The 23,232-nt window shown below is 54.5% G+C and carries 18 protein-coding genes and 1 riboswitch; of the genes, 6 read left to right on the top strand and 12 right to left on the bottom strand.

Going from position 1 to position 23,232, the window contains the following annotated elements:
- Positions 1-29 precede the first annotated feature (29 nt).
- On the bottom strand, positions 30-1,196 hold the full coding sequence (locus QN359_RS06065; RefSeq protein ID WP_322250724.1) for a porin: 1,167 nt from the start codon (positions 1,194-1,196) through the stop codon (positions 30-32).
- Between the two features lie 438 nt (positions 1,197-1,634).
- Here QN359_RS06065 and coq7 point away from each other — a divergent pair, with 438 nt between their 5' ends.
- Entirely contained in the window at positions 1,635-2,267 is a 633-nt protein-coding gene (gene coq7 / locus QN359_RS06060; RefSeq protein ID WP_322250723.1) for a 2-polyprenyl-3-methyl-6-methoxy-1,4-benzoquinone monooxygenase, read from the top strand.
- 12 nt (positions 2,268-2,279) lie between these two features.
- On the opposite strand, the gene QN359_RS06055 is transcribed toward coq7, so the two are convergent.
- The 8 genes from QN359_RS06055 to QN359_RS06020 form a co-directional block, all read right to left on the bottom strand.
- On the bottom strand, positions 2,280-3,542 hold the full coding sequence (locus QN359_RS06055; RefSeq protein WP_322250722.1) for a putative Na+/H+ antiporter: 1,263 nt from the start codon (positions 3,540-3,542) through the stop codon (positions 2,280-2,282).
- A 42-nt stretch (positions 3,543-3,584) separates the two neighbouring features.
- A complete protein-coding gene (locus QN359_RS06050) occupies positions 3,585-5,873 on the bottom strand; it encodes a UvrD-helicase domain-containing protein (RefSeq protein ID WP_322250721.1) in 2,289 nt (762 codons plus the stop codon).
- 37 nt (positions 5,874-5,910) lie between these two features.
- Positions 5,911-6,525 carry a thiamine phosphate synthase gene (thiE, locus tag QN359_RS06045; RefSeq protein ID WP_322250720.1) on the bottom strand — a complete coding sequence of 205 codons (615 nt, stop codon included), beginning with the start codon at positions 6,523-6,525 and terminating at the stop codon, positions 5,911-5,913.
- Between the two features lie 11 nt (positions 6,526-6,536).
- Positions 6,537-7,343, bottom strand: coding sequence for a bifunctional hydroxymethylpyrimidine kinase/phosphomethylpyrimidine kinase (thiD, locus tag QN359_RS06040; RefSeq protein ID WP_322250719.1), 807 nt, complete (start codon positions 7,341-7,343; stop codon positions 6,537-6,539).
- Positions 7,340-8,137 carry a thiazole synthase gene (locus tag QN359_RS06035; RefSeq protein ID WP_322250718.1) on the bottom strand — a complete coding sequence of 266 codons (798 nt, stop codon included), beginning with the start codon at positions 8,135-8,137 and terminating at the stop codon, positions 7,340-7,342. The genes thiD and QN359_RS06035 overlap by 4 nt, the downstream gene beginning before the upstream one ends.
- Before the next feature lie 36 nt (positions 8,138-8,173).
- Positions 8,174-8,377: a sulfur carrier protein ThiS gene (gene thiS / locus QN359_RS06030; RefSeq protein ID WP_322250717.1), complete on the bottom strand. Its 204-nt coding sequence runs from the start codon at positions 8,375-8,377 to the stop codon at positions 8,174-8,176.
- Positions 8,378-8,379: 2 nt separating this feature from the next.
- Positions 8,380-10,293 carry a phosphomethylpyrimidine synthase ThiC gene (gene thiC / locus QN359_RS06025; protein ID WP_322250716.1) on the bottom strand — a complete coding sequence of 638 codons (1,914 nt, stop codon included), beginning with the start codon at positions 10,291-10,293 and terminating at the stop codon, positions 8,380-8,382.
- A gap of 81 nt (positions 10,294-10,374) precedes the next feature.
- Positions 10,375-10,475: riboswitch (TPP riboswitch) on the bottom strand.
- A 98-nt stretch (positions 10,476-10,573) separates the two neighbouring features.
- Complete coding sequence (locus QN359_RS06020; RefSeq protein WP_322250715.1) at positions 10,574-12,655, bottom strand: diguanylate cyclase; 2,082 nt, start codon at positions 12,653-12,655, stop codon at positions 10,574-10,576.
- Positions 12,656-12,878: 223 nt separating this feature from the next.
- Here QN359_RS06020 and QN359_RS06015 point away from each other — a divergent pair, with 223 nt between their 5' ends.
- The 5 genes from QN359_RS06015 to QN359_RS05995 all read left to right on the top strand — a co-directional run bounded on the left by QN359_RS06015 (position 12,879) and on the right by QN359_RS05995 (position 20,380).
- Positions 12,879-15,704, top strand: coding sequence for a valine--tRNA ligase (locus tag QN359_RS06015; protein WP_322250714.1), 2,826 nt, complete (start codon positions 12,879-12,881; stop codon positions 15,702-15,704).
- A 152-nt stretch (positions 15,705-15,856) separates the two neighbouring features.
- Positions 15,857-16,321, top strand: coding sequence for a DUF2147 domain-containing protein (locus QN359_RS06010; protein ID WP_322250713.1), 465 nt, complete (start codon positions 15,857-15,859; stop codon positions 16,319-16,321).
- Positions 16,322-16,687: 366 nt separating this feature from the next.
- The gene (locus QN359_RS06005; protein WP_322250712.1) at positions 16,688-18,268 is read left to right on the top strand and encodes a methyl-accepting chemotaxis protein; all 1,581 of its coding nucleotides are present in this window, start codon (positions 16,688-16,690) and stop codon (positions 18,266-18,268) included.
- Positions 18,269-18,418: 150 nt separating this feature from the next.
- Entirely contained in the window at positions 18,419-18,670 is a 252-nt protein-coding gene (locus tag QN359_RS06000; protein WP_322250711.1) for a YdcH family protein, read from the top strand.
- Positions 18,671-18,775: 105 nt separating this feature from the next.
- Positions 18,776-20,380: a methyl-accepting chemotaxis protein gene (locus tag QN359_RS05995; protein ID WP_322250710.1), complete on the top strand. Its 1,605-nt coding sequence runs from the start codon at positions 18,776-18,778 to the stop codon at positions 20,378-20,380.
- A 130-nt stretch (positions 20,381-20,510) separates the two neighbouring features.
- On the opposite strand, the gene QN359_RS05990 is transcribed toward QN359_RS05995, so the two are convergent.
- From QN359_RS05990 to QN359_RS05980, 3 genes are all read right to left on the bottom strand, one after another.
- The gene (locus QN359_RS05990) at positions 20,511-21,320 is read right to left on the bottom strand and encodes a DUF3025 domain-containing protein (RefSeq protein ID WP_322250709.1); all 810 of its coding nucleotides are present in this window, start codon (positions 21,318-21,320) and stop codon (positions 20,511-20,513) included.
- Between the two features lie 5 nt (positions 21,321-21,325).
- Complete coding sequence (gene pyrC / locus QN359_RS05985) at positions 21,326-22,378, bottom strand: dihydroorotase (protein ID WP_322250708.1); 1,053 nt, start codon at positions 22,376-22,378, stop codon at positions 21,326-21,328.
- A 112-nt stretch (positions 22,379-22,490) separates the two neighbouring features.
- On the bottom strand, positions 22,491-23,219 hold the full coding sequence (locus QN359_RS05980; protein ID WP_322250707.1) for an amino acid ABC transporter ATP-binding protein: 729 nt from the start codon (positions 23,217-23,219) through the stop codon (positions 22,491-22,493).
- Positions 23,220-23,232 lie beyond the last annotated feature (13 nt).

Here is a 23,232-nt window from a genome sequence, read left to right as displayed (position 1 = left end):
TTTTTTCCAAGCGAAATACAGGGCAATGCTTAGAATGAATGCAAAACACCAAGTGCTGTACGGGTGGCAGAACTATTTCCAGCGGCAATGATACCGAGTGACAAGGCCGTGTCTTGCGCATTGCTCGAACCGGCTTTAGCGTAGGTTAAGGATGCATAGGCGATGGTGCGTTTGCTCAGAGCATACTTGCCGAGCACGATGTATTGGTCTGCTTTGCCATCAAGCAAACCGTTCATGTCGCCCGACCGTTTGGTGCCGTAGTAAGCGCCGGTAATCGTTGCTTGCGGCGTGAAAGCGTAATCAACCCCCAGGCCGGTGACGGCGATCTTACGTTTATCGGCATTCAAAGCCAGGGTTGCGCTGACCGGAATCAGAATGGCACCGTCGATTTTGTTGTGCGAATAGGTTGCGCGCAAAGTAACACCCGGCACCACCATGTATTTCAAACCAGCAGCCCAACCAGCCAACTCCGAAGTACCGGTGACGTCTTTCAGCTTAGCATACGACAAGGCCGCGCCATTGACGCCATCGGTGAAGAAACCGGACAAACCGGCATAGCTGCTGGCACCGGTATCGCCGGCTTTTTCACCGAAGCCATACATGGCGGCGGCACCGAAGCCGGACATGTTTTGGAATGGAGAAACGTATTTGATCGAATTATTTTGACGCAAAGCCGTGCCGCCTTGGTTAGTACCGAAGCCCCCGAACAAGGAACCGGCATTCAAGGCACTAAACATCACGTTCGGGTTGCTGCCGGCATGCGCCAGGCTGATCGGATCGGCCAAACCGACCGAATCCACGCCGAGAATATTGTTGCGACCCATGGTCACCGTACCGAAGTTGCCCGACAAACCAACCCAGGCGAGGCGATCGAACAAGGATGTGCCGTTGCCGCCTTGAGTAAACGAATTACCACCGAAACCAGCACCGCCTACGCCGGTATCATTGGCCAGCGTGCCTTCCAAATTGAAAATGGCTTTCATGCCGCCGCCAAGATCTTCGCTGCCTTTGAAGCCCCAACGCGAAGTCAGCAACTGACCGGCATCGAGCGTGACCTTGCTGCCGCCGGTCGCGGTTTGATTGGTGTTGTACATCGTTGCCGCATCGATGATGCCATAGACGGTAACACTCGATTGAGCCGATGCAGTGGCTGCACAAGCGCTCAGTACAGCCAAGGCGATAAGTGATTTGTTCATTGTCATGTCTCCAAATTTATTGTGATATCCGGCGAAAGAAGCGGCTCTAGGTGGCGGCTTTAATTTGTCACGGTCTTGCAAAAAAACTTCAAAACCTGTTGATTCAGAAGTTAAAACTGATTGAACCAAACTCCTTGCGTTTCAGCAAAGATAATTTGCGCACGATCGTTTCTAAATGTCAGATGCGTCGCTTAACAGCAACAATGCAGGTGATTTACGTGCTTTTAAGCAAATTAAATTTCCAGAAAGTGGCTTCTGACCAAATACTTTAATTTATCAAAAGACAATTTTTTGCTTTACAAACGCGATGCATGGAAGCACGCAGTATCAATCGCCACGAAATTGACTTGAAACAAGTTTTATTGCGCCTGCACAAAATACTACCAGCGCTGAAGTGTTTTACAATAGCCACTCCATCGATCACGCCTCCACACTGCCATGCCCTTCGCCAGACTAGACCGCTTCATCCTCACTGTAGACCGCGCTTTACGTACCGTGACGGCGCAGGCACACAGTGCGCGGCCCTATCCGGCGCAGCTCTGTGCGGCCGATCAACTAAATGATGCCCAGCAGCGCCACAGCGCGGCGCTGATGCGTATCAATCATGTCGGAGAAATTTGCGCGCAGGCGCTATACGATGCGCAAAGCGCGTTTTCGCACACGCCGCAAGTGGCGCAGCAATTGCAGCATTCGTGTCGGGAAGAAGAAGATCATCTGGCCTGGACGGCGGAACGGCTCAAGGAATTGAATTCGCATACCAGCTTCATGAACCCACTCTGGTATGCCGGGGCCTATGCCTGCGGCGTCATCGCAGCACGCTGCGGCGACGCCGCCAGCTTAGGCTTTGTGGTGGAAACCGAACGTCAAGTCGAAGCCCATTTGGCCGGGCATTTGCACGACTTGCCGCCAGCAGACCTGCGCTCGCGCGCGATTGTCGAGCAAATGCGCCTCGATGAAGTAGCCCATGGTGCGGCGGCGGCGGCGCTCGGTGCCAGCAGCATGCCGACAGCCGTGCGCTTGGCGATGCAGGCGATGTCGAAAGTGATGACCGGCACCGCTTATTACATTTAACAGAATACCTATTTAAAAGATAATAAAAAAGAACGCCGCGACGGCGGTCGGCACCAGCGCAGCCAGTAATAAGCCCAAGGGGCTGATCGCTTGTTCATCGAAGCAGTCTTTTAAAATCGCATAGCCGGCCGGATTCGGCGCATTGGCGATCACGGTCAAGCCGCCGCCGCTGACGGCACCGGCTACCAAGGCGTATTTGGCACCGTCCGAAAGCCCCTCGACCAGTGAGCCTAGGTAAGTCAGTGCGGCATTATCGGTCACTGCCGTGAGCGAGAGGGCACCAAAAAACAGCACGGTCTGATTGAGGCCGGCCAAAATCGGTTGCAACCACCACTGTTGCATACCGCCCAACACCACCAAACCAGCCAGAAAAAACGCCACCAGCAAGCCTTCGCGCAGCATCAAGCTATCTTGAAAGCGTTGATAGGCATTGGTAAAGCCGAGGAACAGTAAAAACAAACCGAGAAACATCACTGGGTAATGGGCGAACCACACGGTCGCGGCCAGGAAGCCGAAGTGAATCGCCACCACCGTCAAGGGTACGGCACTACCCGGCTCATCGGCTGCGGGTGTTGGCAGGCGCAGCAAGTCACGCTGGAACCACAGCGTGGCGAGCAAACCATTGACGAACACGGCACAAGCGGCTTTCCAACCGAAGGTGCTGCTCATGAAAGCCATATCCCAGCCCCATTTTTCCGCCACCATCAAGACCGGTGGTGCGGCGAACGGTGTCAACACGCCGCCGATGGAGACATTGACGAACAAAACGCCTAGCGTCAGGTATTTCATGCGGTTGGAAATATCTTTGGTGTAAAAGCGTTGGCGCAACATCAGCGCCGCCAAGGTCATCGCCGCCGGCTCGGTGATGAAGGAGCCGAGCAAGGGTACCAGGGTCAGACACAGAAAATAACTCGATAATTGCGTTTGCACTGGCAAGACGATAGCGATCCGCGACACCAGTTGCTGCACCGCCCACAATACCGGACGCGTGCCGGCCATCACCAGAATCACGAACACAAACAAGGGTTCGGTAAAATTCTGCCCTTCCAGATACTCAATCGCCTGCGCCTGATTCGATAACAAGGCGATGAAGCCGACCAGTACGAAGGCCCAAAAGCCGAACACCACTTCCACTTCGCCGAGCAAATGCCAGAGCCCGGCGTGGCGCGAGGAACGGTGCGCGAGGTGGAGAAAATATTTGGTCGAAAAAGTGTGCAGCACTGCCAGTCCGAATAAACCGGCACCTATGTATTGCAGCAATTGCTCTGTTACCATCGTTACTTCCTTTATATCAGTCCGGAACAGCGTGCTGGCCGGCTATATTTTCTCGAGTTTGGCAATGCTCAGGTCGAGCAACTTCATGCCGAATTTTCCAAAATTAATGTGGGCCCGTGCATTGCTGCCGCTGCCCTCTATATTCACGATCACACCCTCGCCAAATTTCGGATGTGACACACCCTGACCGCTGCGCCAGCCATGTCCGGCGGCCGGTGCCTGTATGGCTTGGGCCAGCCGGTTGGCCGCCTCATTACCATTGTCATCCCACGCCGACTTCTTGCTGTTACCGAACCAAGAGGGCTGAATTTTCGGGGTCAACCACTTCAATGATTCTTCCGGCAACTCGTCGAAAAAGCGTGAGCGCAGGTTGTAGCGTGTTTGGCCATGCAACATGCGCGTTTGCGAAAAACTCAAGTACAAACGTTGGCGTGCGCGCGTGATGGCGACATACATCAGACGCCGCTCTTCTTCCACGCCGCTGGCCTCTTGCGCACTGTTTTCATGCGGGAACAAACCCTCTTCCAGACCGGTAATGAATACCGCATCAAACTCCAAACCCTTGGCCGAGTGCACGGTCATCAATTGCATCGCATCTTGTCCGGCCTGCGCCTGGTTATCCCCGGCTTCCAGCGAGGCATGCGACAAAAATGCCGACAACGGCGACATCAAGGTCGGCAAGGCCGCATCGGCATCGATGATCACATCGGCGCTGCCATTGCCCAATAAAGGCGTAGCGACGCTGACCGGACCGGCAAAGGCCGGGGCATCACGCCCGAAGCCTTCTTCCGAAACAAATTGGGTCGCGGCATTGACAAGTTGCTGCAAATTTTCAATTCTATCGGCACCTTCTTTTTCATTCGCATAGTGCGTCAGCAAAGTGCTGACATCGAGCACAATGCCGACCGTCTCAGGCAAAGACAAATGCTGCGTTTCGAAGCGCACGCCTTCTATCAGTTTCACAAAATTAGCCAGCGAGTTGCCGGCTTTACCGCCTACATGAGGGACTGCCGCATACATCGAGGCACCGTGAATTTTCGCCGCGTCTTGCAGTTGCTCGATAGAGCGAGCACCGATGCCACGGGCGGGAAAATTCACCACGCGCATGAAAGCCGAGTCATTGTGCGGGTTATCCATCAATTGCAAATAGGCGATCGCGTGTTTGATTTCGGCACGATCAAAATAGCGCTGCCCCCCATACACACGATACGGAATATTGGCCGTAAACAAGGCATGTTCAATCACGCGTGACTGCGCATTGGAACGGTACAAGACCGCGATTTCGCTGCGCGTTGCGCCGTCGCGAAGTAAATTTTTCGCTTCTTCGACGATCCAATTGGCTTCGGCGATATCGCTGCTCGCTTCCATAATCCGCACCGGTTCGCCGTGCCCGGCATCGGTACGCAGATTTTTCCCGAGACGCTTACTGTTATTGGCGATGAGAATATTTGCACTGTCGAGAATATGACCATGGGAACGGTAGTTTTGTTCCAGTTTGATCAGATTTTCCACCTGAAATTCGCGCTCGAACGCCGACATATTGCCAACGTTAGCGCCGCGGAAGGCATAAATACTTTGATCATCGTCGCCAACGGCAAACACCGCTGCCGCGCGTGCCGTGCCGGCACCAGCCATGAGCTTGAGCCATTTGTATTGCAAATCATTGGTATCTTGAAACTCGTCGACCAACACATGACGGAAACGCTCTTGATAATGTTCGCGCAACGGCTGGTGACGACTGAGCAATTCATAGGTGCGCAACAACAATTCGGCAAAATCGACCACCCCTTCGCGCTGACACTGGGCATCGTAGAGGTCATACAAACCGACCATCTTGCGATTGAAATCATCATAGGCATCGACTTGCGCCGCGCGCAAACCCTGATCTTTGGCGCCATTGATGAAGTACATCAGGGCCTTGGGCGGGAACTTTTCATCATCGATGTTATTTGCTTTAAGCAAACGTTTAATAAATGATAATTGATCACCGGAATCAAGGATTTGAAAGCTTTGCGGCAAACCGGCATCGCGATGATGGGCGCGCAACAAGCGGTTGCACAAGCCATGAAAGGTGCCGACCCACATGCCGCGTGTGTTGATGGGCAACATAGCCGACAAGCGCGACAGCATTTCTTTCGCGGCTTTATTGGTAAACGTCACGGCCAGCAAGCCACCCGAGGAAACTTGCCCGGTTTGTATCAGCCAAGCGATGCGGGTAGTCAGCACGCGGGTTTTGCCGGAGCCGGCACCGGCCAGTATCAGCGCCGATTGCGCCGGCAGGGTGACGGCAGCGAGCTGCTCAGGATTTAAATTGTGAAGTAAATTTTGCATCCCCCGATTATACGGGACTGCGCCGCCCTTGCGCGCCTCAAAACAAGGCGGCGAAGCTGCGCGCGGCGGCACCCGGGTCGGGCACCGAATACACGCTGCTGATCACGGCCACCATCGCGCTGCCGCGCGCGATCAAGGGCTGACAATTATCTACCGTCATGCCGCCTATGACCACACAGGGCAGATTCCAGCGCTGTTGCGCCTGGCTAACGAGGTCGGCCGGGGTACCGACCGCATACTGTTTCACCCGCGAGGGATAAAAGCCGCCGAAGGCCAGATAGCTGACCCCGGCTGCCGCGGCCTGCTGCGCCAGCGCCAGATCGCCGTAACAGGAAGCGCCGACGATTTTATCGGGTCCGAGTGCCGCGCGCACCTGCGCCGGTGCCAGATCGGTGCCACCGACATGCACCCCATCGGCATCGAGTTCCTGACACAAGTCCAGATGATCATTGATGATGCAGGCTATGCCGTAACGTCTGCATAAGCGCAACAAGGCCGCAGCTTGCTCGCGCCGCTGCGCCAGACCGGCGGTTTTGTGGCGATACTGTAAAAGCTGCGCGCCGCCTTGCAAAGCCTGCTCGCTCACGGCGAGCAATTGTTCGGTATCGTCCCAATCGGGGGTGACCAGATACAAACCGCGTAATGGGTACATAAAGGAGGTCCTTAAAAATGACGTGCCGGAATCAATTGACCGTCTGCAATCGCATACGCTTGTGCCAAACTACGCTGGGTAAAAATTTGCGCCGTATCAAGCGCTTGCTCGAGTGACATACCGACAGCCAGCGCAGCGCTGATGGCCGCCGCCAGGGTACAGCCGCTGCCGTGAAATTGCCTATCCAGACGCGGCCACTGCCAACTGCGTGCGGCCGTCAATTGTTGCGAGCGATAGAACACATTGTGTACCTGCGCTTCATCGGCATGACCGCCTTTGACCAGCACATCGGCAGGACTTTGCCGCATCAAGGCCGCCACCTGCGCGGCCGTACCCTCAGCATTGGCTGCCAGCCGCGCCAATTCCGGCAAGTTCGGCGTGATCAGCGTAGCAACGGCTAACAGCGGGGCCAGCGCCGCTACCGCATCGTCGAGCGACAAACTGTCGCCACGACCACTGCCGAGCACCGGATCGAGTATCACTTGCAGAGCCGGCTGACGTTGCCGCAAGGCGATTATAAAACGGGCAATCGCGGCGGCATTTTGCTGATGCGCGACGATGCCGATTTTGATCACCGACAACGGTATCTTGGCCGTCAAGGTCAGCGCTTGCTGCAAGATGATCTGCGTATCGACCGCCTGCAGCGCATACACGTGTTCATTATCTTGCACCGTCAGCGCCGTGATGATCGTGAGCGCGTGCGCGCCCTGCGCCGCGATGGCTTCGATGTCGGCGGCAATGCCGGCCCCACCGCTGGGATCATGACCGGCAAACACCAACACGCAGGGACGCTGCGGCGCAGGCTGAGGAGCACTCATCCGACCACCCGCCCGGCCATCGGCGACGAGGGCGAAGCGGCAAATTTGCGCGCCATGCGTCCGGCCAAAAACGCTTCGCGCCCGGCCTCGACGGCCAAGCCCATCGCGCGTGCCATGCGCAGTGGCTCACGCGCCAAAGCGATAGCACTGTTCATTAACACGCCATCGCAACCAAGCTCCATCGCCAGTGCCGCATCAGACGCCGTACCGACACCGGCATCGACCAGCACCGGTACCGTAGCCTGTTCGATGATGAGCGACAAATTCCACGGATTAAGTATGCCCATGCCGGAGCCGATCAGCGAGGCCAGCGGCATCACCGCCACACAGCCTAGATCTTCCAGCATGCGCGCTTGAATCGGATCGTCGCTGCAATAGACCATCACATCGAAGCCATCTTGCACCAGAATTTTCGCAGCCTTGAGGGTTTCTGGCATATTTGGAAACAAGCTGCGCTCATCACCGAGCACTTCGAGCTTGCACAGCTTGTGTCCGCCCAAGAGTTCACGACCGAGTTGCAGCGTGTAGACCGCATCGTCAGCGTTGTAGCAACCGGCTGAATTCGGCAAAATCGTGAATTCCGAGCGCGGCACCACATCGAGCAAACTCGGCGCATGCGGGTCTTGGCCGATGTTGACACGGCGAATCGCCACCGTGATGATGTCAGCACCACTGGCCAGCGTGGCCGCGCGCGTTTGCGCCAAGTCTTGGTATTTACCGCTGCCAACCAAGAGGCGCGAGCGGTAAGTCTTGCCGGCAATAGTCAAGCCGGCTTGGGGATCATTGTTTTGCATGGGGTATCCTTGTATTTTCAGTCATGGCTTGCGCACTCAACCGCCGCCGATGGCACGCACCACCTCGACCTGATCGCCGTCCTGCAGCAAGTGCGTGCTCCACAGTGAACGCGCAATGATGCGGCGATTGACAGCCACCGCAATCGCTTGCTGCGCCAAATCCAAACTGGCGATGAGCTGGTCGAGACGGCTACCGAGGGGCAGCCGATGCGGCGCCCCGTTCAATTGCAGCGCCATCATGCTTATTGCTTCTTATAAATTTCAGCGCCGGAGCGGATGAATTCCACCGCTTTCACCTCCATCCCTTGCTTCAGCGCAGCAATCTCGGAAATCCCTTGTTTGGCGGCGTAATCGCGTACTTCCTGGGTGATCTTCATCGAACAGAAATGCGGCCCGCACATCGAACAGAAATGCGCTACCTTGGCAGAATCCTTGGGCAAAGTTTCATCGTGGAATTCACGCGCCTTATCAGGATCGAGGCCAATGTTGAATTGATCATCCCAGCGGAATTCGAAACGCGCTTTCGACAAGGCATTGTCGCGTATCTGCGCGCCCGGATGGCCTTTGGCCAAGTCGGCCGCATGCGCGGCGATTTTGTAGGTGATGATGCCATCCTTGACATCGGCTTTATTGGGCAAGCCGAGATGCTCTTTCGGCGTGACATAGCACAACATCGCCGTACCATACCAAGCGATTTGCGCGGCACCGATACCCGAGGTGATGTGGTCATAACCGGGAGCAATATCGGTAGTCAAAGGGCCAAGGGTGTAAAACGGCGCTTCGTGACATTGCTCAAGCTGCAAATCCATATTCTCTTTGATCAAATGCATGGGCACATGGCCTGGGCCTTCTATCATCACCTGCACATCATGTTTCCACGCGATTTGGGTCAGTTCACCGAGGGTTTTCAATTCGCCGAGCTGGGCTTCATCGTTAGCATCGTAAATCGAACCGGGCCGCAAACCATCGCCAAGACTGAACGAGACATCATAGGCTTTCATGATGTCGCAAATATCTTCAAAATGCTCGTAGAGAAAACTCTCGCGATGATGGGCCAAACACCACTTGGCCATGATGGAGCCGCCGCGCGAAACAATGCCAGTCATGCGTTTGGCCGTCAACGGCACATACTGCAAGCGTACCCCGGCGTGAATCGTGAAGTAATCGACGCCTTGCTCGGCTTGTTCGATCAGGGTGTCGCGGAAAATTTCCCAGCTCAAATCTTCGGCCTTACCGTTGACCTTTTCCAGCGCTTGGTAAATCGGCACGGTACCGATAGGTACCGGCGAATTGCGGATGATCCATTCACGCGTTTCATGAATGTGCTTGCCGGTGGACAGATCCATCACATTGTCACCACCCCAGCGTATCGCCCAAGTCATTTTTTCCACTTCTTCACCAATGGAAGAAGTGAGGGCAGAATTACCGATATTGGCATTAATTTTAACGAGGAAATTGCGGCCGATGATCATCGGTTCGCTTTCCGGATGGTTGATATTATTCGGAATAATCGCACGGCCGCGGGCGATTTCAGAGCGCACGAATTCCGGCGTAATTTCCGCCGGAATAGCAGCACCGAAGGATTGCCCCGGATGTTGCCGCCCCATCAATTCAGCGAGCTTATTACCTAGCGGTCCGGACGCCTGCAACTCGGCCAGATACTGGCGCCGATTGAGATTTTCACGAATCGCCACGAATTCCATTTCCGGCGTGATGATGCCTTGACGGGCATAGTGCATTTGGCTGACATTTTTTCCCGCCAAAGCACGCCGCGGCTGCCTTTGCAAATTGAAACGCAAGGCTGCCAATTGTGGATCATTCAGGCGTGCCACGCCGTATTCGGAACTTGGTCCGCTCAAGGTTTCGCTGTCATTGCGCTCGGCAATCCAGGCTGCGCGCAGCGCCGGCAAGCCTGAGCGTATATCGATGGCAATCGCCGGATCGGTATAGGGGCCGGAAGTATCGTAGACGTAAATCGGTGGATTTTTTTCCGAGCCGAACATGGCCGGCGTATCGGACTGGGTAATTTGGCGCATCGGTACGCGCAGGTCGGGGCGGCTGCCGGTTAAATAGATTTTGCGAGAATTCGGTAAGGGCTGAATCGCCGCTTGGTCGACCGTCGCGGTGGCAGATGAAAATTGAGAGTGGTCATTCATTTTTGGCTCCGTTTGCTTGTTGGCATGGAGCCAGCAAAGGAGGTTCTGGGCGACCGTCAAGCACGTGTTACCAATGCGTGCGTTCGCTTACAGCGGCTTCCCTTCGCTGGCATTATCCAGATCAGGTTCGAGGGTATTTCTCACCCGACATCAGCATGATGTCAGGACCCCTAGCATTGTTGAAATTCAAACCGCCCAGTACGGACTGGTCTGTCACAACAGAGCGCATTATAGCCGCAATTAGAAACAATAGCGCAAATGTGCCAGGCCCTTGTTTGCCTCAGGCGCTTTTTATTTGTGCCAAATCGAGCTTCATCGGCCCGGCGACTTCCACGAGTTCGAGCATGCCGGCCGCCACCGCCGCCGCCAAATCTTCTTCCAACAGTGGCAACACGATGGCGGCCGGCTGCAGCAAGGCCGTTACCCCATACGCGCGATTACGGCCGTTGGCTTTGCCCAAATACAGCGCCATATCGGCAATCTGCAAGGCTTTTTGCCAACCGAACAAGTTTTCATCGACATCAGAAAATGGCAGTAAAATAAACCCAGCCGTCAGCGTCACCTGAAGTTGCCGCTCACTAACGCAGATCGTTTCGGCCCCGACCGAGTACAAGACTCGCTCGACCAAACCGGCTATCTGTGCCGGGTTCGATTTCGGTGAAAATACCAGAAACTCTTCTCCTCCCCAACGCAAAATCATATCCGTATCGCGCACCGCCTTGCGCAAACGTGCCGCCACTTCGATTAATACCGTGTCCCCAGCGGCATGGCCGAGGCTGTCATTAATTTGCTTGAAGTGATCGATATCGAGCAAAATCAAACAAGCCGGATAATCGTCGCTGCCGTCACGCCGCTCGGCTTGAGCCTCGGCCACACGGAGCTTCATCATTTCCAAGAATGCGCGGCGGTTATGCAAGCCGGTCAGCGGATCACGAATGGCATGAAATTCCAGCTGAGTATTGGCTTCACGCAATTGCTTATTGATACGCTGCACGCGCCGATACAGTAAAAATCCACAGCAAGCGACCAGCACCATCAAAGCGGCGGCCAGCAAAGCGACCAGTTGTTGCAAGCGATGGTTACGGATATCGGCGTCCTTCAAAGCATTTTCTTTCGCCAGCAATTGAATCTGCTTTTGCCGCTGCTCGGCATTGAACGACTCTTGCAAGCTGGCCACTGCTTTCGAGCGGTCGGCACGAAATAATTCATCACTGAGTGCTTGTTGCTGGCGCAAGCGCGCCAGCGCTTCGCGATACATGCCGGCTTTTTCATAGGTACCGGCCAATTCACCGAGCAAAGACTCGGCATCGGTTTTCAAATCGGCGGCAAGAAATGCTTGCACGACCGCGTTGATCAATTCCACCCCCTGCTCGACTTTGCCTTGCCCAGCCAGAGCGAAGCCGAGGTTAGCTTTGGCTACGGCAATCATGTGCGAATCACCGATAGTTTCGGCTTTCGGCAGACTCTTGCGGGCATACAATTCGGCATTTTTGTAATCGGCCAACACCAGATAGTAATCACTGATATTGAGGAGGCTCATCACTTCCAACGAAGCCATGCCGGCTTCACGCGAAATTTTCAAAGCCCGTTGATACGCAGCAATCGCTTCCTTGTTGCGATGTAAATCGGTGTAGGCAATACCTTGACTGATACTCAGCGAGGCCAGAATTTTCGGTGTGCGTGCCAGCGGTGAAATCTCAAATGCCTCTTCGACTGTGGCTAAGGCTTTTTCCGGATCTTTCATGCTGGTATAGAGCTTGGCGATGGCGTCGAGACGTCGTAAACGGCTCTCAACCTGATGATACGGCAAGGTATCAGTCAAGCTCAGTGCTTGCAGATAATACTTGAGCGCAAGATCGAAATTGCCCATCACATAGTAAGCACGTCCTAAGGCGCTATGCAAATACATGCGCACTTCGGGACTGGCCTTAGCCGAAAGATTGGCCAAGATTTGATGCAATTGCTTCAAACCTTTATCCGGTTCACTGCCATCGATCGCTTGGTAACTCGCCATGATTTGCGCCAAGTTGCGGCCATCTTCATCATGTTCACGCTCGGCCAGACTGGCCAACTCTTGCAAGACTGGCGCGCCAGCACTCATATTGCCGGCGTCGAAATACACGCTGGCCAAGGCTTTGAGTAATTCCAAGCGCAAGCGCGCAGAAGCCCCGGCATGCTTGCGCTGATACGCATCCAAACGTTTCAAGGCTTCGGCGTTATCGGTATCGGCCAAACTCATCATCGTGGCAATATAAGCAATTTCCGCCTGCTCGTCGGCGCGTACCGTCTGACTCAATACTGCCAAATTGAGTAAGAACAGTAGGCACAACGCGGGCACAAACGAAAACTTTTTATTGAGCATGGAGAAATAGACAAACAATAAATGGGGAACGCCGAGTTTTCATCCTAACATCATACGTGAACAAGGTAAAAAAATTGCTGCGAAACGCAGGGTTTGCCGCGTTCACGTCGTCAAAGTCCCACAGTTTTCCCACGCTCAGACGCGCAAAACCGTGCCGATAGCGGTATGTGCAGCGCCACTGTCCTTTATAATCAACGATTGCCCACACTAACAGCAGACAATCATGGAACTAGCGAAGTCTTTCGAACCGGCCGACATAGAAAAAAACTGGCGTACTACTTGGGAACAGCGCGGCTATTTTGCTGCCAGCATGGATGACGGCAAACCATCGTTCTCAATCCAACTGCCACCGCCGAATGTTACCGGCACCTTGCACATGGGCCATGCGTTCAACCAAACCATCATGGATGGCTTGACACGTTATTACCGTATGCGTGGCTACAATACCGCCTGGATTCCCGGCACCGACCACGCCGGCATCGCTACCCAAATCGTAGTAGAACGACAACTCGATGCCCAGAAAATATCGCGCCACGATCTCGGCCGCGAAAAATTCCTCGAAAAAGTCTGGGAATGGAAAGAAAAATCGGGTTCCAGCATCACCGGCCAAATGCGCCGCCTCGGCGCTTCGGCCGACTGGGACCGTGAATACTTCACCATGGATGCCGAACGCTCGCAATCAGTGACGGAAGTATTCGTGCGTCTGGTCGAACAAGGTCTGATTTACCGTGGCAAACGCTTGGTACACTGGGATCCGGTACTCGGCACGGCGGTCTCTGACCTCGAAGTCATCTCGGAAGAAGAAGATGGCTTCATGTGGCACATCCGCTATCCATTCGCCGATGGCAGCGGCCACTTGACCGTTGCCACCACACGGCCGGAAACCCTGCTCGGCGACGTCGCCGTGGCGGTCGACCCGACCGACGAGCGCTACGCCCATTTGGTCGGCAAACTGCTGAAATTGCCACTGACCGAGCGCGAAATCCCTCTCATCGCCGACAGCTATGTCGACAAAGAATTCGGCACCGGCTGCGTCAAAATCACCCCGGCGCATGATCTCAACGATTATGCCGTCGGACAGCGCCATGGTTTGGAATTGATTTCCATCATGACACTCGAAGCCAAGATCAACGAGAATGCCCCGCTGGCCTACCAAGGCATGGATAGATTCGTTGCCAGAAAACAAGTTGTAGCCGACCTCGATGCCCAAGGTTTGTTGGCTGAAGTTAAACCACATAAACTCATGGTGCCACGCGGTGATCGTACCAATACCATCATCGAACCGATGCTGACAGATCAATGGTTCATGGCAATGAGTAAGGCCGCCCCGGAAGGCACACACTTTCCCGGCAAATCGATCGCTGAAGTGGCATTGCAAAAAGTTGCCGATGGCGAAATCAAATTCGTCCCGGAAAATTGGACCACCACCTACAATCACTGGCTCAACAATATCCAAGATTGGTGTATTTCGCGTCAATTGTGGTGGGGCCATCAGATTCCAGCTTGGTACGGCGACAACGGCGAACTGTTCGTCGCCCGCGATGAAGCAGCGGCGCGCAGTCAAGCCACAGCAGCTGGCTATCACGGCACACTCACACGCGACCAAGATGTGCTCGATACCTGGTTCTCTTCGGCCTTAGTGCCATTCTCAACCATGGGCTGGCCAGCCGAAACCCCGGACATGCAACACTTCCTGCCCTCCTCGGTGCTGGTTACCGGTTTCGACATCATTTTCTTCTGGGTCGCGCGCATGGTCATGATGACCACTCACTTCACCGGAAAAGTACCGTTCAACACCGTCTACATCCATGGTTTGGTGCGCGATTCCAGTGGCCAGAAAATGTCTAAATCGAAGGGCAATACGCTCGACCCGATCGATTTGATCGACGGCATAGAACTCGATGCCCTGGTGGCCAAGCGCACGGTCGGCTTGATGAATCCGAAGCAAGCGAGTGCGATAGAAAAAGCCACGCGCAAAGAATTCGCCGATGGCATTCCAGCCTACGGCACCGATGCGCTGCGCTTCACCATGGCCAGCTATGCCTCGCTCGGTCGTAACATCAATTTCGATCTCGGTCGCTGCGAAGGCTATCGCAATTTCTGTAACAAACTCTGGAATGCCACGCGTTTCGTATTGATGAACACCGAAGGCAAAGACTGCGGATTTGCTTACGAGCAGAATGCGCCGGAACTCGAGTACTCGGCCGCAGATCGCTGGATCATCTCGACTTTGCAGCGCAGCGAAAGTGAGATCGAAAAAGGCTTCGCCGACTACCGTTTCGATAACATCGCCTCAGCCATATATAAATTCGTTTGGGATGAATATTGTGACTGGTATCTCGAAGTGGCCAAAGTTCAGGTACAGCACGGCAGCGAAGCGCAACAACGCGCCACCCGCCGCACACTGTTGCGCGTACTCGAAGTCACTTTGCGTCTGGCCCATCCGGTAATTCCATTTGTCACCGAAGAACTGTGGCAAACCGTGGCACCGCTGGCTGGCAAACAACTCAATCCAGCCGGCGACACCATCATGTTACAAGCCTATCCGCTGGCCGTGGCCGCCAACATCGATGTCGAAGCCGAAGCCTGGATGCAAGCGCTGAAAATCATGACCGATGCCTGCCGCAATCTGCGCGGTGAAATGCAATTATCCCCGGCCTTACGGGTACCGTTGTTATTGCAAGCTGCCAATGCCAACGACAAGCTGCGTTTGGAATCCTTCGCACCATATCTGCTGGCACTGGCGAAATTATCCGAGGTGCACGTCGTCGATCAATTGCCCGAATCACCGGCACCGACCTCCATCGTCGGCGAAACCAAACTCATGCTCAAGGTCGAAATCGATGTCGCTGCCGAGCGCGAGCGTTTGGGCAAAGAAATCACCCGCCTCGATAATGAAATCAGCAAAGCTGCCACCAAGCTCGGCAATGAAAGTTTCGTCGCCCGGGCACCGGCTGCGGTAGTCGAGCAAGAGAAAGAACGCATGGCTAATTTCTCCGCAACACTGGTGAAATTGCGTGAGCAATACGCCAAATTAGCGGCGGCATAATTTGTGACGGAACCAAGTTTAAAGGACTTGCTCTAAAATTCTTGTACGTGGTCAGCCTGTGCTGCCACGTACAATGATTGAAGAGACAAGGGGCGCATCAGAGATTGATCTCAGGCGTTCCCATATATCACATCCACACACTTGGAGACATCATGAAAACTTTCCGCTCCGCCGCATTGCCGGCATTGATACTTCCCTTGTTGTTAACGCTGGCCACCGCGCCCGCTGCACATGCCCAAGACTCTCCGGTCGGGTTGTGGAAAAGCATAGACGATAAAAGCGGCAAGCCGAAAGCCTTGATACGCATCAGCGACAACGCTGGCGAATTACAAGGAAAAATCGAAAAACTGTTTCTCGAACCCGGTGCCGACAGCAACCCGAAGTGCGACAAATGCGAAGGCGCGAACAAAGACCAGCCCATCATCGGCATGACCATTTTGTTCGGCTTGAAAAAAGATGGCGATGAATATACCGGCGGAAAAATTCTCGACCCGGCCAACGGCAAGCTGTATCGCAGCAAACTGTCCTTTTTGGAAAACGCCACAAAACTCAATGTGCGTGGTTACATCGGGGCACCCTTGTTCGGTCGTTCGCAAATCTGGCTGCGCGAACCATAATTAATCAGCACTTCCTGCGCAGTGCCGCCAACGGCGGCGCTGTCTGTTCGCTCTGACGGCCTGGTGCCGACCTCATCTCCCCCGCTCCCCCGCTCCTCAGCAGATTTTCATTTGAGCAATTTAGCGAAAAATCCAGTAAAGTAAGTATTGCGTTTCGCAAACTATCACTGCGCGCGCTGAAAACGCTTTCTATATTCAATTGCACAATTTTTTTTGTGCATAAGATAATTATTCAGACTTTTTCGTATCGTTTTCCGTACATCCGGTAGCCTTGCTCACAGTCTATTGCGGTGGTTTTTTGTTGCTGTGCCGATTGGTCCACAAAAAAAAATTTATTGTTTGTTTTTCCCAACACTGAGACTCATTATGAATGCACTCGCTCACGTTAACATTCGCATCCGCCTCTTGATTGGCTTCGGTTCAGTCTTGCTGTTTACCAGTGCTTTGCTACTGCTGGCCTTGTTCAAAATGAGCCAGTTACATGCCTCGACCGAATACATTTTCCAAACCAAAGTCGCCAGTCTGGCCGCCGCGACCGAAATGCGCGAGCAAGCTCGCGGACTGGCGCTGGTGCTACGAAAAATGTGCGCGCCGCGCGACTCGGCCGAAGCGAAAAGCGAATCACAGCGTTTGACGGCACTGCTGGCTGCCTACGAAAAATCAGAGTTAGCAGCGAAAAAGCTGATCGACGATGAAGCCGGCATCAGCACCTTGAAACATGCGCTGGATGACAAGCAACAAGTGCTGGGGATTGCCAAAAAAATCCAAACCATGGTTACTGAAGGCAATTACTTCGATGCCTCGGCAACACTGCAAAGCGAGTTCCTGCCACCGCATGAAAAATGGACGGGCGAACTGTCATCGCTGGCGCAACAACAACATACGGCGATGCAAACGGCTTACGATGAATCGCTGACCAATTATCATCGCTCCATGGCCAGCATGCTCATCGTTGGCTTGCTCACGCTCGCACTCGGTGCCGCCGCCGCTTGGCTGATTGCCCGCAGCATCATCGGCCCACTCAAACAGGCGGTCACCGTGGCTAACCGCATTGCCAACAGCGATCTGAGCCTGCACATCGATGCCTCGGCCAGCGATGAAATCGGTGAATTATTACGTGCACTGACGCAGATGCAAAATAATCTGCTCACCACCGTGGCTCAAATTAAAACCGGCACCGATGCCATCACCGTCGCCTCGCAAGAAATTGCCATCGGCAATTCCGACCTCTCCAACCGTACCGAGTCACAAGCGAGCTCGCTGGAAGAAACCGCCAGCTCGATGGAAGAATTGACCGACACAGTCAGAAAGAATGCCGACAATGCCGGTCTGGCCAATGACTTGGTCACCTCGGCCAGCAGTGTCGCGCAAAAAGGTGGGCAAGTAGTCGGGCAAGTGGTGTTGACGATGGCATCGATCAAGGCCAGCTCACGCAAAATCGTCGACATTATCAGTGTCATCGATGGCATCGCTTTCCAAACCAATATCCTCGCCCTCAATGCCGCGGTCGAAGCCGCGCGGGCCGGCGAACAAGGCCGCGGCTTTGCCGTCGTCGCCTCGGAAGTCAGAAACCTGGCGCACCGCAGCTCCAGCGCCGCCAAAGAAATCAAACAATTGATCGATGATTCGGTCGGCAAAGTCGATCAAGGCAGCTTGCTCGTCGACGATGCCGGTAAAACCATGCAAGACATCGTCAGCAGCGTCGGCCGCGTGGCCGATATCATGCGCGATATGCGTGCGGCCAGTTCAGAACAAAGCAATGGCATAGAACAAATCAACATCGCCATCGCCGACATGGATGAAATGACGCAGCAAAATGCCGCGCTGGTAGAACAAGCCGCGGCCGCGGCCGAGAGCATGAAAGATCAAGCGCTCTCACTGAGCCAAGCGGTGGCTATCTTCAAATTGCCGTCAGAGCAAAATCAAGCGCGCCGTCTCAGCGTCTGAATCGATCATCCCCTTTGAGCGCACTGTTTGCGCTCAACTTGATCTAGATCAGCACCCGTTTCACACATGCCAATAAGATATCAAATACTTGGGGCGCACGGAGTCACTGTGCGGCCCCAAGGAATTTCCCTCATTTGATCAGGAGTCGGTATGCAAGTTGACAATCATTCATTAGCCCTTGATTTCCCAGAATTCAAAGACCAAATCCATACACTCAAAACCGGCAATGCCCATTTCGCCAAATTATTTGACGAATATGATGAGACCGATAAGGCTATCCATCGTGCCGAAACCGGTGTCGAGCATCTGGCCGATGCCGCCCTCGAAGCACTGAAGAAAGTCCGTATCAGTTTGAAAGATCAGTTGTACGCTTTACTACAAGCCGCCGACACCGGCGCCTGATCGCCCTCACGTCTACTGCACGACCGCCGATGCCCGGCGGTATGCGCGCACCTGCGTACAAAAATTCGCCCGACTCGGTACGCCTACCTAATAACAAAAATACCCATGACGCCCCAACACCTCAAGATCAGCACCCGGCTTGGCCTTTGCTTTGCCATGATTCTCTGTTTATCGTTTATTGCTACCGGTTTCGCCCAATGGAAACTGCGCGCCAGTACCAATGACACCCGCATCATGATGCAGCAACCGCTGGCGAAAGAACGCTTGATCGCCGACTGGTATCGCTATATTCAAGTAGCAGTGCGGCGCACCACCGCCATTGCCAAGAGCAGTGACGCAAGGCTGGCCGCTTTTTTTGCTGAGGATGCTGCCGCTACCGCCAATGGTGCCACGGCCATGCAAAATCAAGTCGAAGCCTTGCTCAGCGATGCAGACGAAAAAAAACTGTTTGAAGAAATTCGCGCACAACGCAGCGCTTACATCGCGGTACGCGAACAAATCGTCAGTGAAAAAGCGGCTGGAAATGCGCAGCAGGCCGACGGCTTGATCGCCACAGCTTTTCTACCGGCGGCCAACAATTATCAAAATCTGCTGAAAAACTTACTCGATCTGCAGCGCGCACACATGAATGACTTGGCACAGCAAATTGAAAAAAATTATCAGAGCACCCAGCTCATGCTGTTCATCCTCAGCTTCAGCGCCTTGCTGTGCGGTGCGCTGGCAAGCTGGCTGCTGGCTCGCAGCATGCTCCAAGAACTAGGCGGCGAACCCTCGTATGCGGCAGCGATCGCAACACGCATTGCCGATGGCGACCTCAGCGTCGAAGTCAAATTACGCCACGGCGACCACAGCAGCTTGCTGGCGACAATGAAACATATGCGCGACAATCTTTCCCATCTGGTCAGTCAAGTACGGTCCGGCACCGACACCATTGCCAGCGCCTCCGATCAAATTGCCGCCGGCAATCTCGATCTGTCAGCCCGCACCGAAGCCCAAGCCAGCGCGCTCGAACAAACGGCGGCATCGATGGAGCAACTCAACGCCACCGTCAAACAGAATTCCGACAATGCGCAACAAGCCAATCGCTTGGCGGCCTCGGCATCGGATGTCGCCGCCAAAGGCGGAACGGTGGTGCACGAAGTAGTACAAACCATGCATGAAATAAACGCGTCCGCACATAAAATTACCGAGATCATCGGCGTCATCGACAGCATCGCGTTTCAAACCAATATTCTGGCCCTGAATGCCGCCGTCGAGGCTGCCAGAGCAGGCGACCAAGGACGCGGCTTCGCCGTCGTTGCCAGCGAAGTACGCAATTTGGCGCAACGCAGTGCCGCCGCCGCCAAAGAAATCAGCCGCCTCATCGGCGACTCAGTCACCCAAGTGCAGGCCGGCAGCAAACTGGTCGCGCAAGCCGGCAGCACCATGAGTGAGATCGTCGACAGCATCGCGCAAGTCAGTACCATCATGCATGACATTACCCATGCCAGCCGCGAACAAAGCCTGGGCATTGCCCAAGTCAATCAAGCGATCACCGAAATGGATGACACCACGCAGCAGAATTCGGCGCTGGTAGAAGAAGCCGCTACCGCTTCGGTATCCTTGCAAGACCAAGCGCAGGGATTAGCGCAATTGGTCAGCCTGTTTCGGCTCGAAGGCAAAGGCACTATCCATCATGCCCATGACTTGTTGCTGCTCAATCAGCTGTAATCGAAGCAATTTTCTCACCACCACCGCGCTCAGTTGTTTGCCCTCTGCTACTGAGCGTATATTCCTGTTCTCCCCTTGATCGTACAGACTTTTATCTGTCGCCCTCACATCAAAGGCACGGACATGGGAATTATGCGCACTCAATCCGTTTAGCCGGCCGAAACACCGCCGCATCGGCATAAAATGCCGCATCCTGCTGTGCCACCCAGCCGGGAATGCCGGCCACTGGCAGCGGCATATACGCGGCGGTAGTCAGGGCATGCTGCGCCAACTGTGCTGCCACGGCGCTATCGATGATGCCGAGGCGAACATCGGGCGCTTGTTGAAAATACCCGGCATCGACCCGCAGCACCCAACTGTGGGCGCAAATCGCCTTATAAGGTGTCACCAGCTTTTCCATCAAAGCATGACCGAAACTCCACAGCTCGGCAGCTTGACCGAATACCTCGGCTTGCGCCATGAACGCTTCTTGCCAACGATGCGCGCGTAAAGCAGCCAGCAAAGCATCGCCAAGCGCGCCATCGGCGAGCACCAGCACGGCGGCATTTTCATCAAAAATAGTGGCGGCATCACGCGCCGCGCCGCGCGATTTACCTATCCCTAAGGCGGCAATCTGCGCCGCTTGCAAGGCATTGAGCTGGCGTTTGATGAGTGGAAAAGTCAGCCATACCAAGGCATTGAAAAAATCATGCAGATTCTCGCGCGTCGGCACGCCACCGGTGGCGCTGATATGCGCTTCATAAGCGACGCCTTCGGGTAAATCTTGCTGGGCGATAAAATGCAGCGGCAATCCTACATGATTCTGCAATTGCATAGTCTGCGCCAAGCGATTGAGCTCGCTGCGCCAATCGGCCGCCGCCAATACTTGTTGCGCGACCGGGCGCACGGTGTCAAACCACGGTGCGGCCCAATCGATACCATCAAAAAAACGCGCCGACATCGCGCTTATGCCGCCTGCATTTTCCAGTGTATCGTCTCGCCGCTGTTGAGCGGCACGATGCTCGTGTCAGCAAACGGCAATTCATCGGGCATCACCCAATCGATACGCTGCAAGCTCAGCGTATCTGTATTGCGCGGTAACTGATAAAAATCAGGCCCATGAAAACTGGCGAAGCCTTCCAAACGTTCGAGCGCACCAGCTTGTTCAAACGCTTGCGCATACAATTCCATCGCATGCAACGCGGTATAACAACCGGCGCAACCGCAGGCATGTTCTTTCAAACCCTTGGGGTGCGGGGCGGAATCGGTGCCGAGGAAGAAACGCGGATTCCCGGAAGTAGCGGCTTTCAGCAGCGCCAGCCGGTGACTTTCGCGCTTCAACACGGGCAAGCAGTAGTAATGCGGACGGATGCCGCCTTTAAAAATTTCATTGCGGTTGTACAGCAGATGATGTGGCGTAATCGTCGCCGCCACCGGACCGCTCGCTTCACTGACGTAAGCCGCGGCTTCGCTGGTGGTGATATGCTCGAACACCACTTTCAATTCCGGCATATCACGACGCAGCGGCTGCATCACACGCTCGATGAAGACCGCTTCGCGGTCGAATAAATCGATGTCGGGATCGGTCACTTCACCATGTACCAGAAACGGCATACCGAGTTCTTGCATCACTTCGAGCGTGCGATAGCACTGTGTGAGATCGGTCACGCCGGCAGCAGAATTCGTGGTGGCACCGGCTGGATACAGTTTCACGGCGTGGACAAAACCACTGTCCTTGGCACGGCGAATTTCATCGGCCGGCGTATCATTGGTCAGGTACAGCGCCATCAAAGGTTCAAACTGCATGCCTGCTGGCAGTGCTGCCAAGATCCGCTCGCGATAGGCTGCGGCCTGCGCCGTCGTAGTGACCGGCGGCTTCAAGTTCGGCATGACGATCGCCCGCGCAAACTGCGCCGCCGTATGCGGCAGTACGCTGGCCAAGGCCGCGCCATCGCGCAAATGCAAATGCCAGTCATCGGGGCGGGTGAGGGTCAGTGTGAGTGGAGCGGCAGTAGTCATGGCTAGCTTTCGGTTCAAATACGAGTGGTACGATATTTTACCCGTATCGTGGCGAGCGCTCAAAAAAAATACTCCCGGGCGCGCGGCACGGGAGTATTTTTTTCTACACCACTTAATTCGTAATGATTTTCGCTAAGAAGTCACGAGCCCGTTCGGAGCGCGCATTGGTGAAAAATTCTTCTTTTGCACAATCCTCAACGATCAAACCTTTATCCATGAAAACGATACGGTTGGCGACTTTTTTAGCAAAGCCCATTTCATGCGTAACCACCATCATGGTCATGCCTTCCTGCGCCAAGCCGACCATCACATCGAGCACTTCATTGATCATTTCCGGATCGAGCGCCGAAGTCGGCTCATCGAACAACATCGCGATCGGATCCATAGACAGGGCACGCGCGATGGCCACACGTTGCTGCTGACCACCCGACAATTGACCCGGGAATTTATCTTTTTGCGCCAGCAGACCGACGCGATCAAGGTATTTCAAACCACGTTCAGTCGCTTCATCTTCCGAACGACCGAGCACTTTGACCTGACCCAGCGTCAAATTCTGCCGTATCGTCAAATGCGGGAACAATTCAAAGTTCTGAAATACCATGCCTATGCGCGCGCGCAGCTTGGATAGATTGGTCTTAGGATCGCCGACCGAAATACCTTCAACCGTGATCTCACCCTTTTGAAACGGCTCCAAACCATTGACCGTTTTGATCAGGGTCGACTTGCCGGAACCGGAAGGGCCACACACCACCACCACTTCGCCTTTGGCGACCTCGGTAGTGCAATCGGTCAGAACTTGAAACTGACCATACCATTTGCTGACATTATTTAATTTGATCATGTGTATCTCCAAT

This window comes from Undibacterium sp. 5I2 (genome assembly GCF_035019605.1).
Lineage (GTDB): Bacteria > Pseudomonadota > Gammaproteobacteria > Burkholderiales > Burkholderiaceae_D > Undibacterium.
This window is presented reverse-complemented; position numbering and strand designations above follow the sequence as displayed.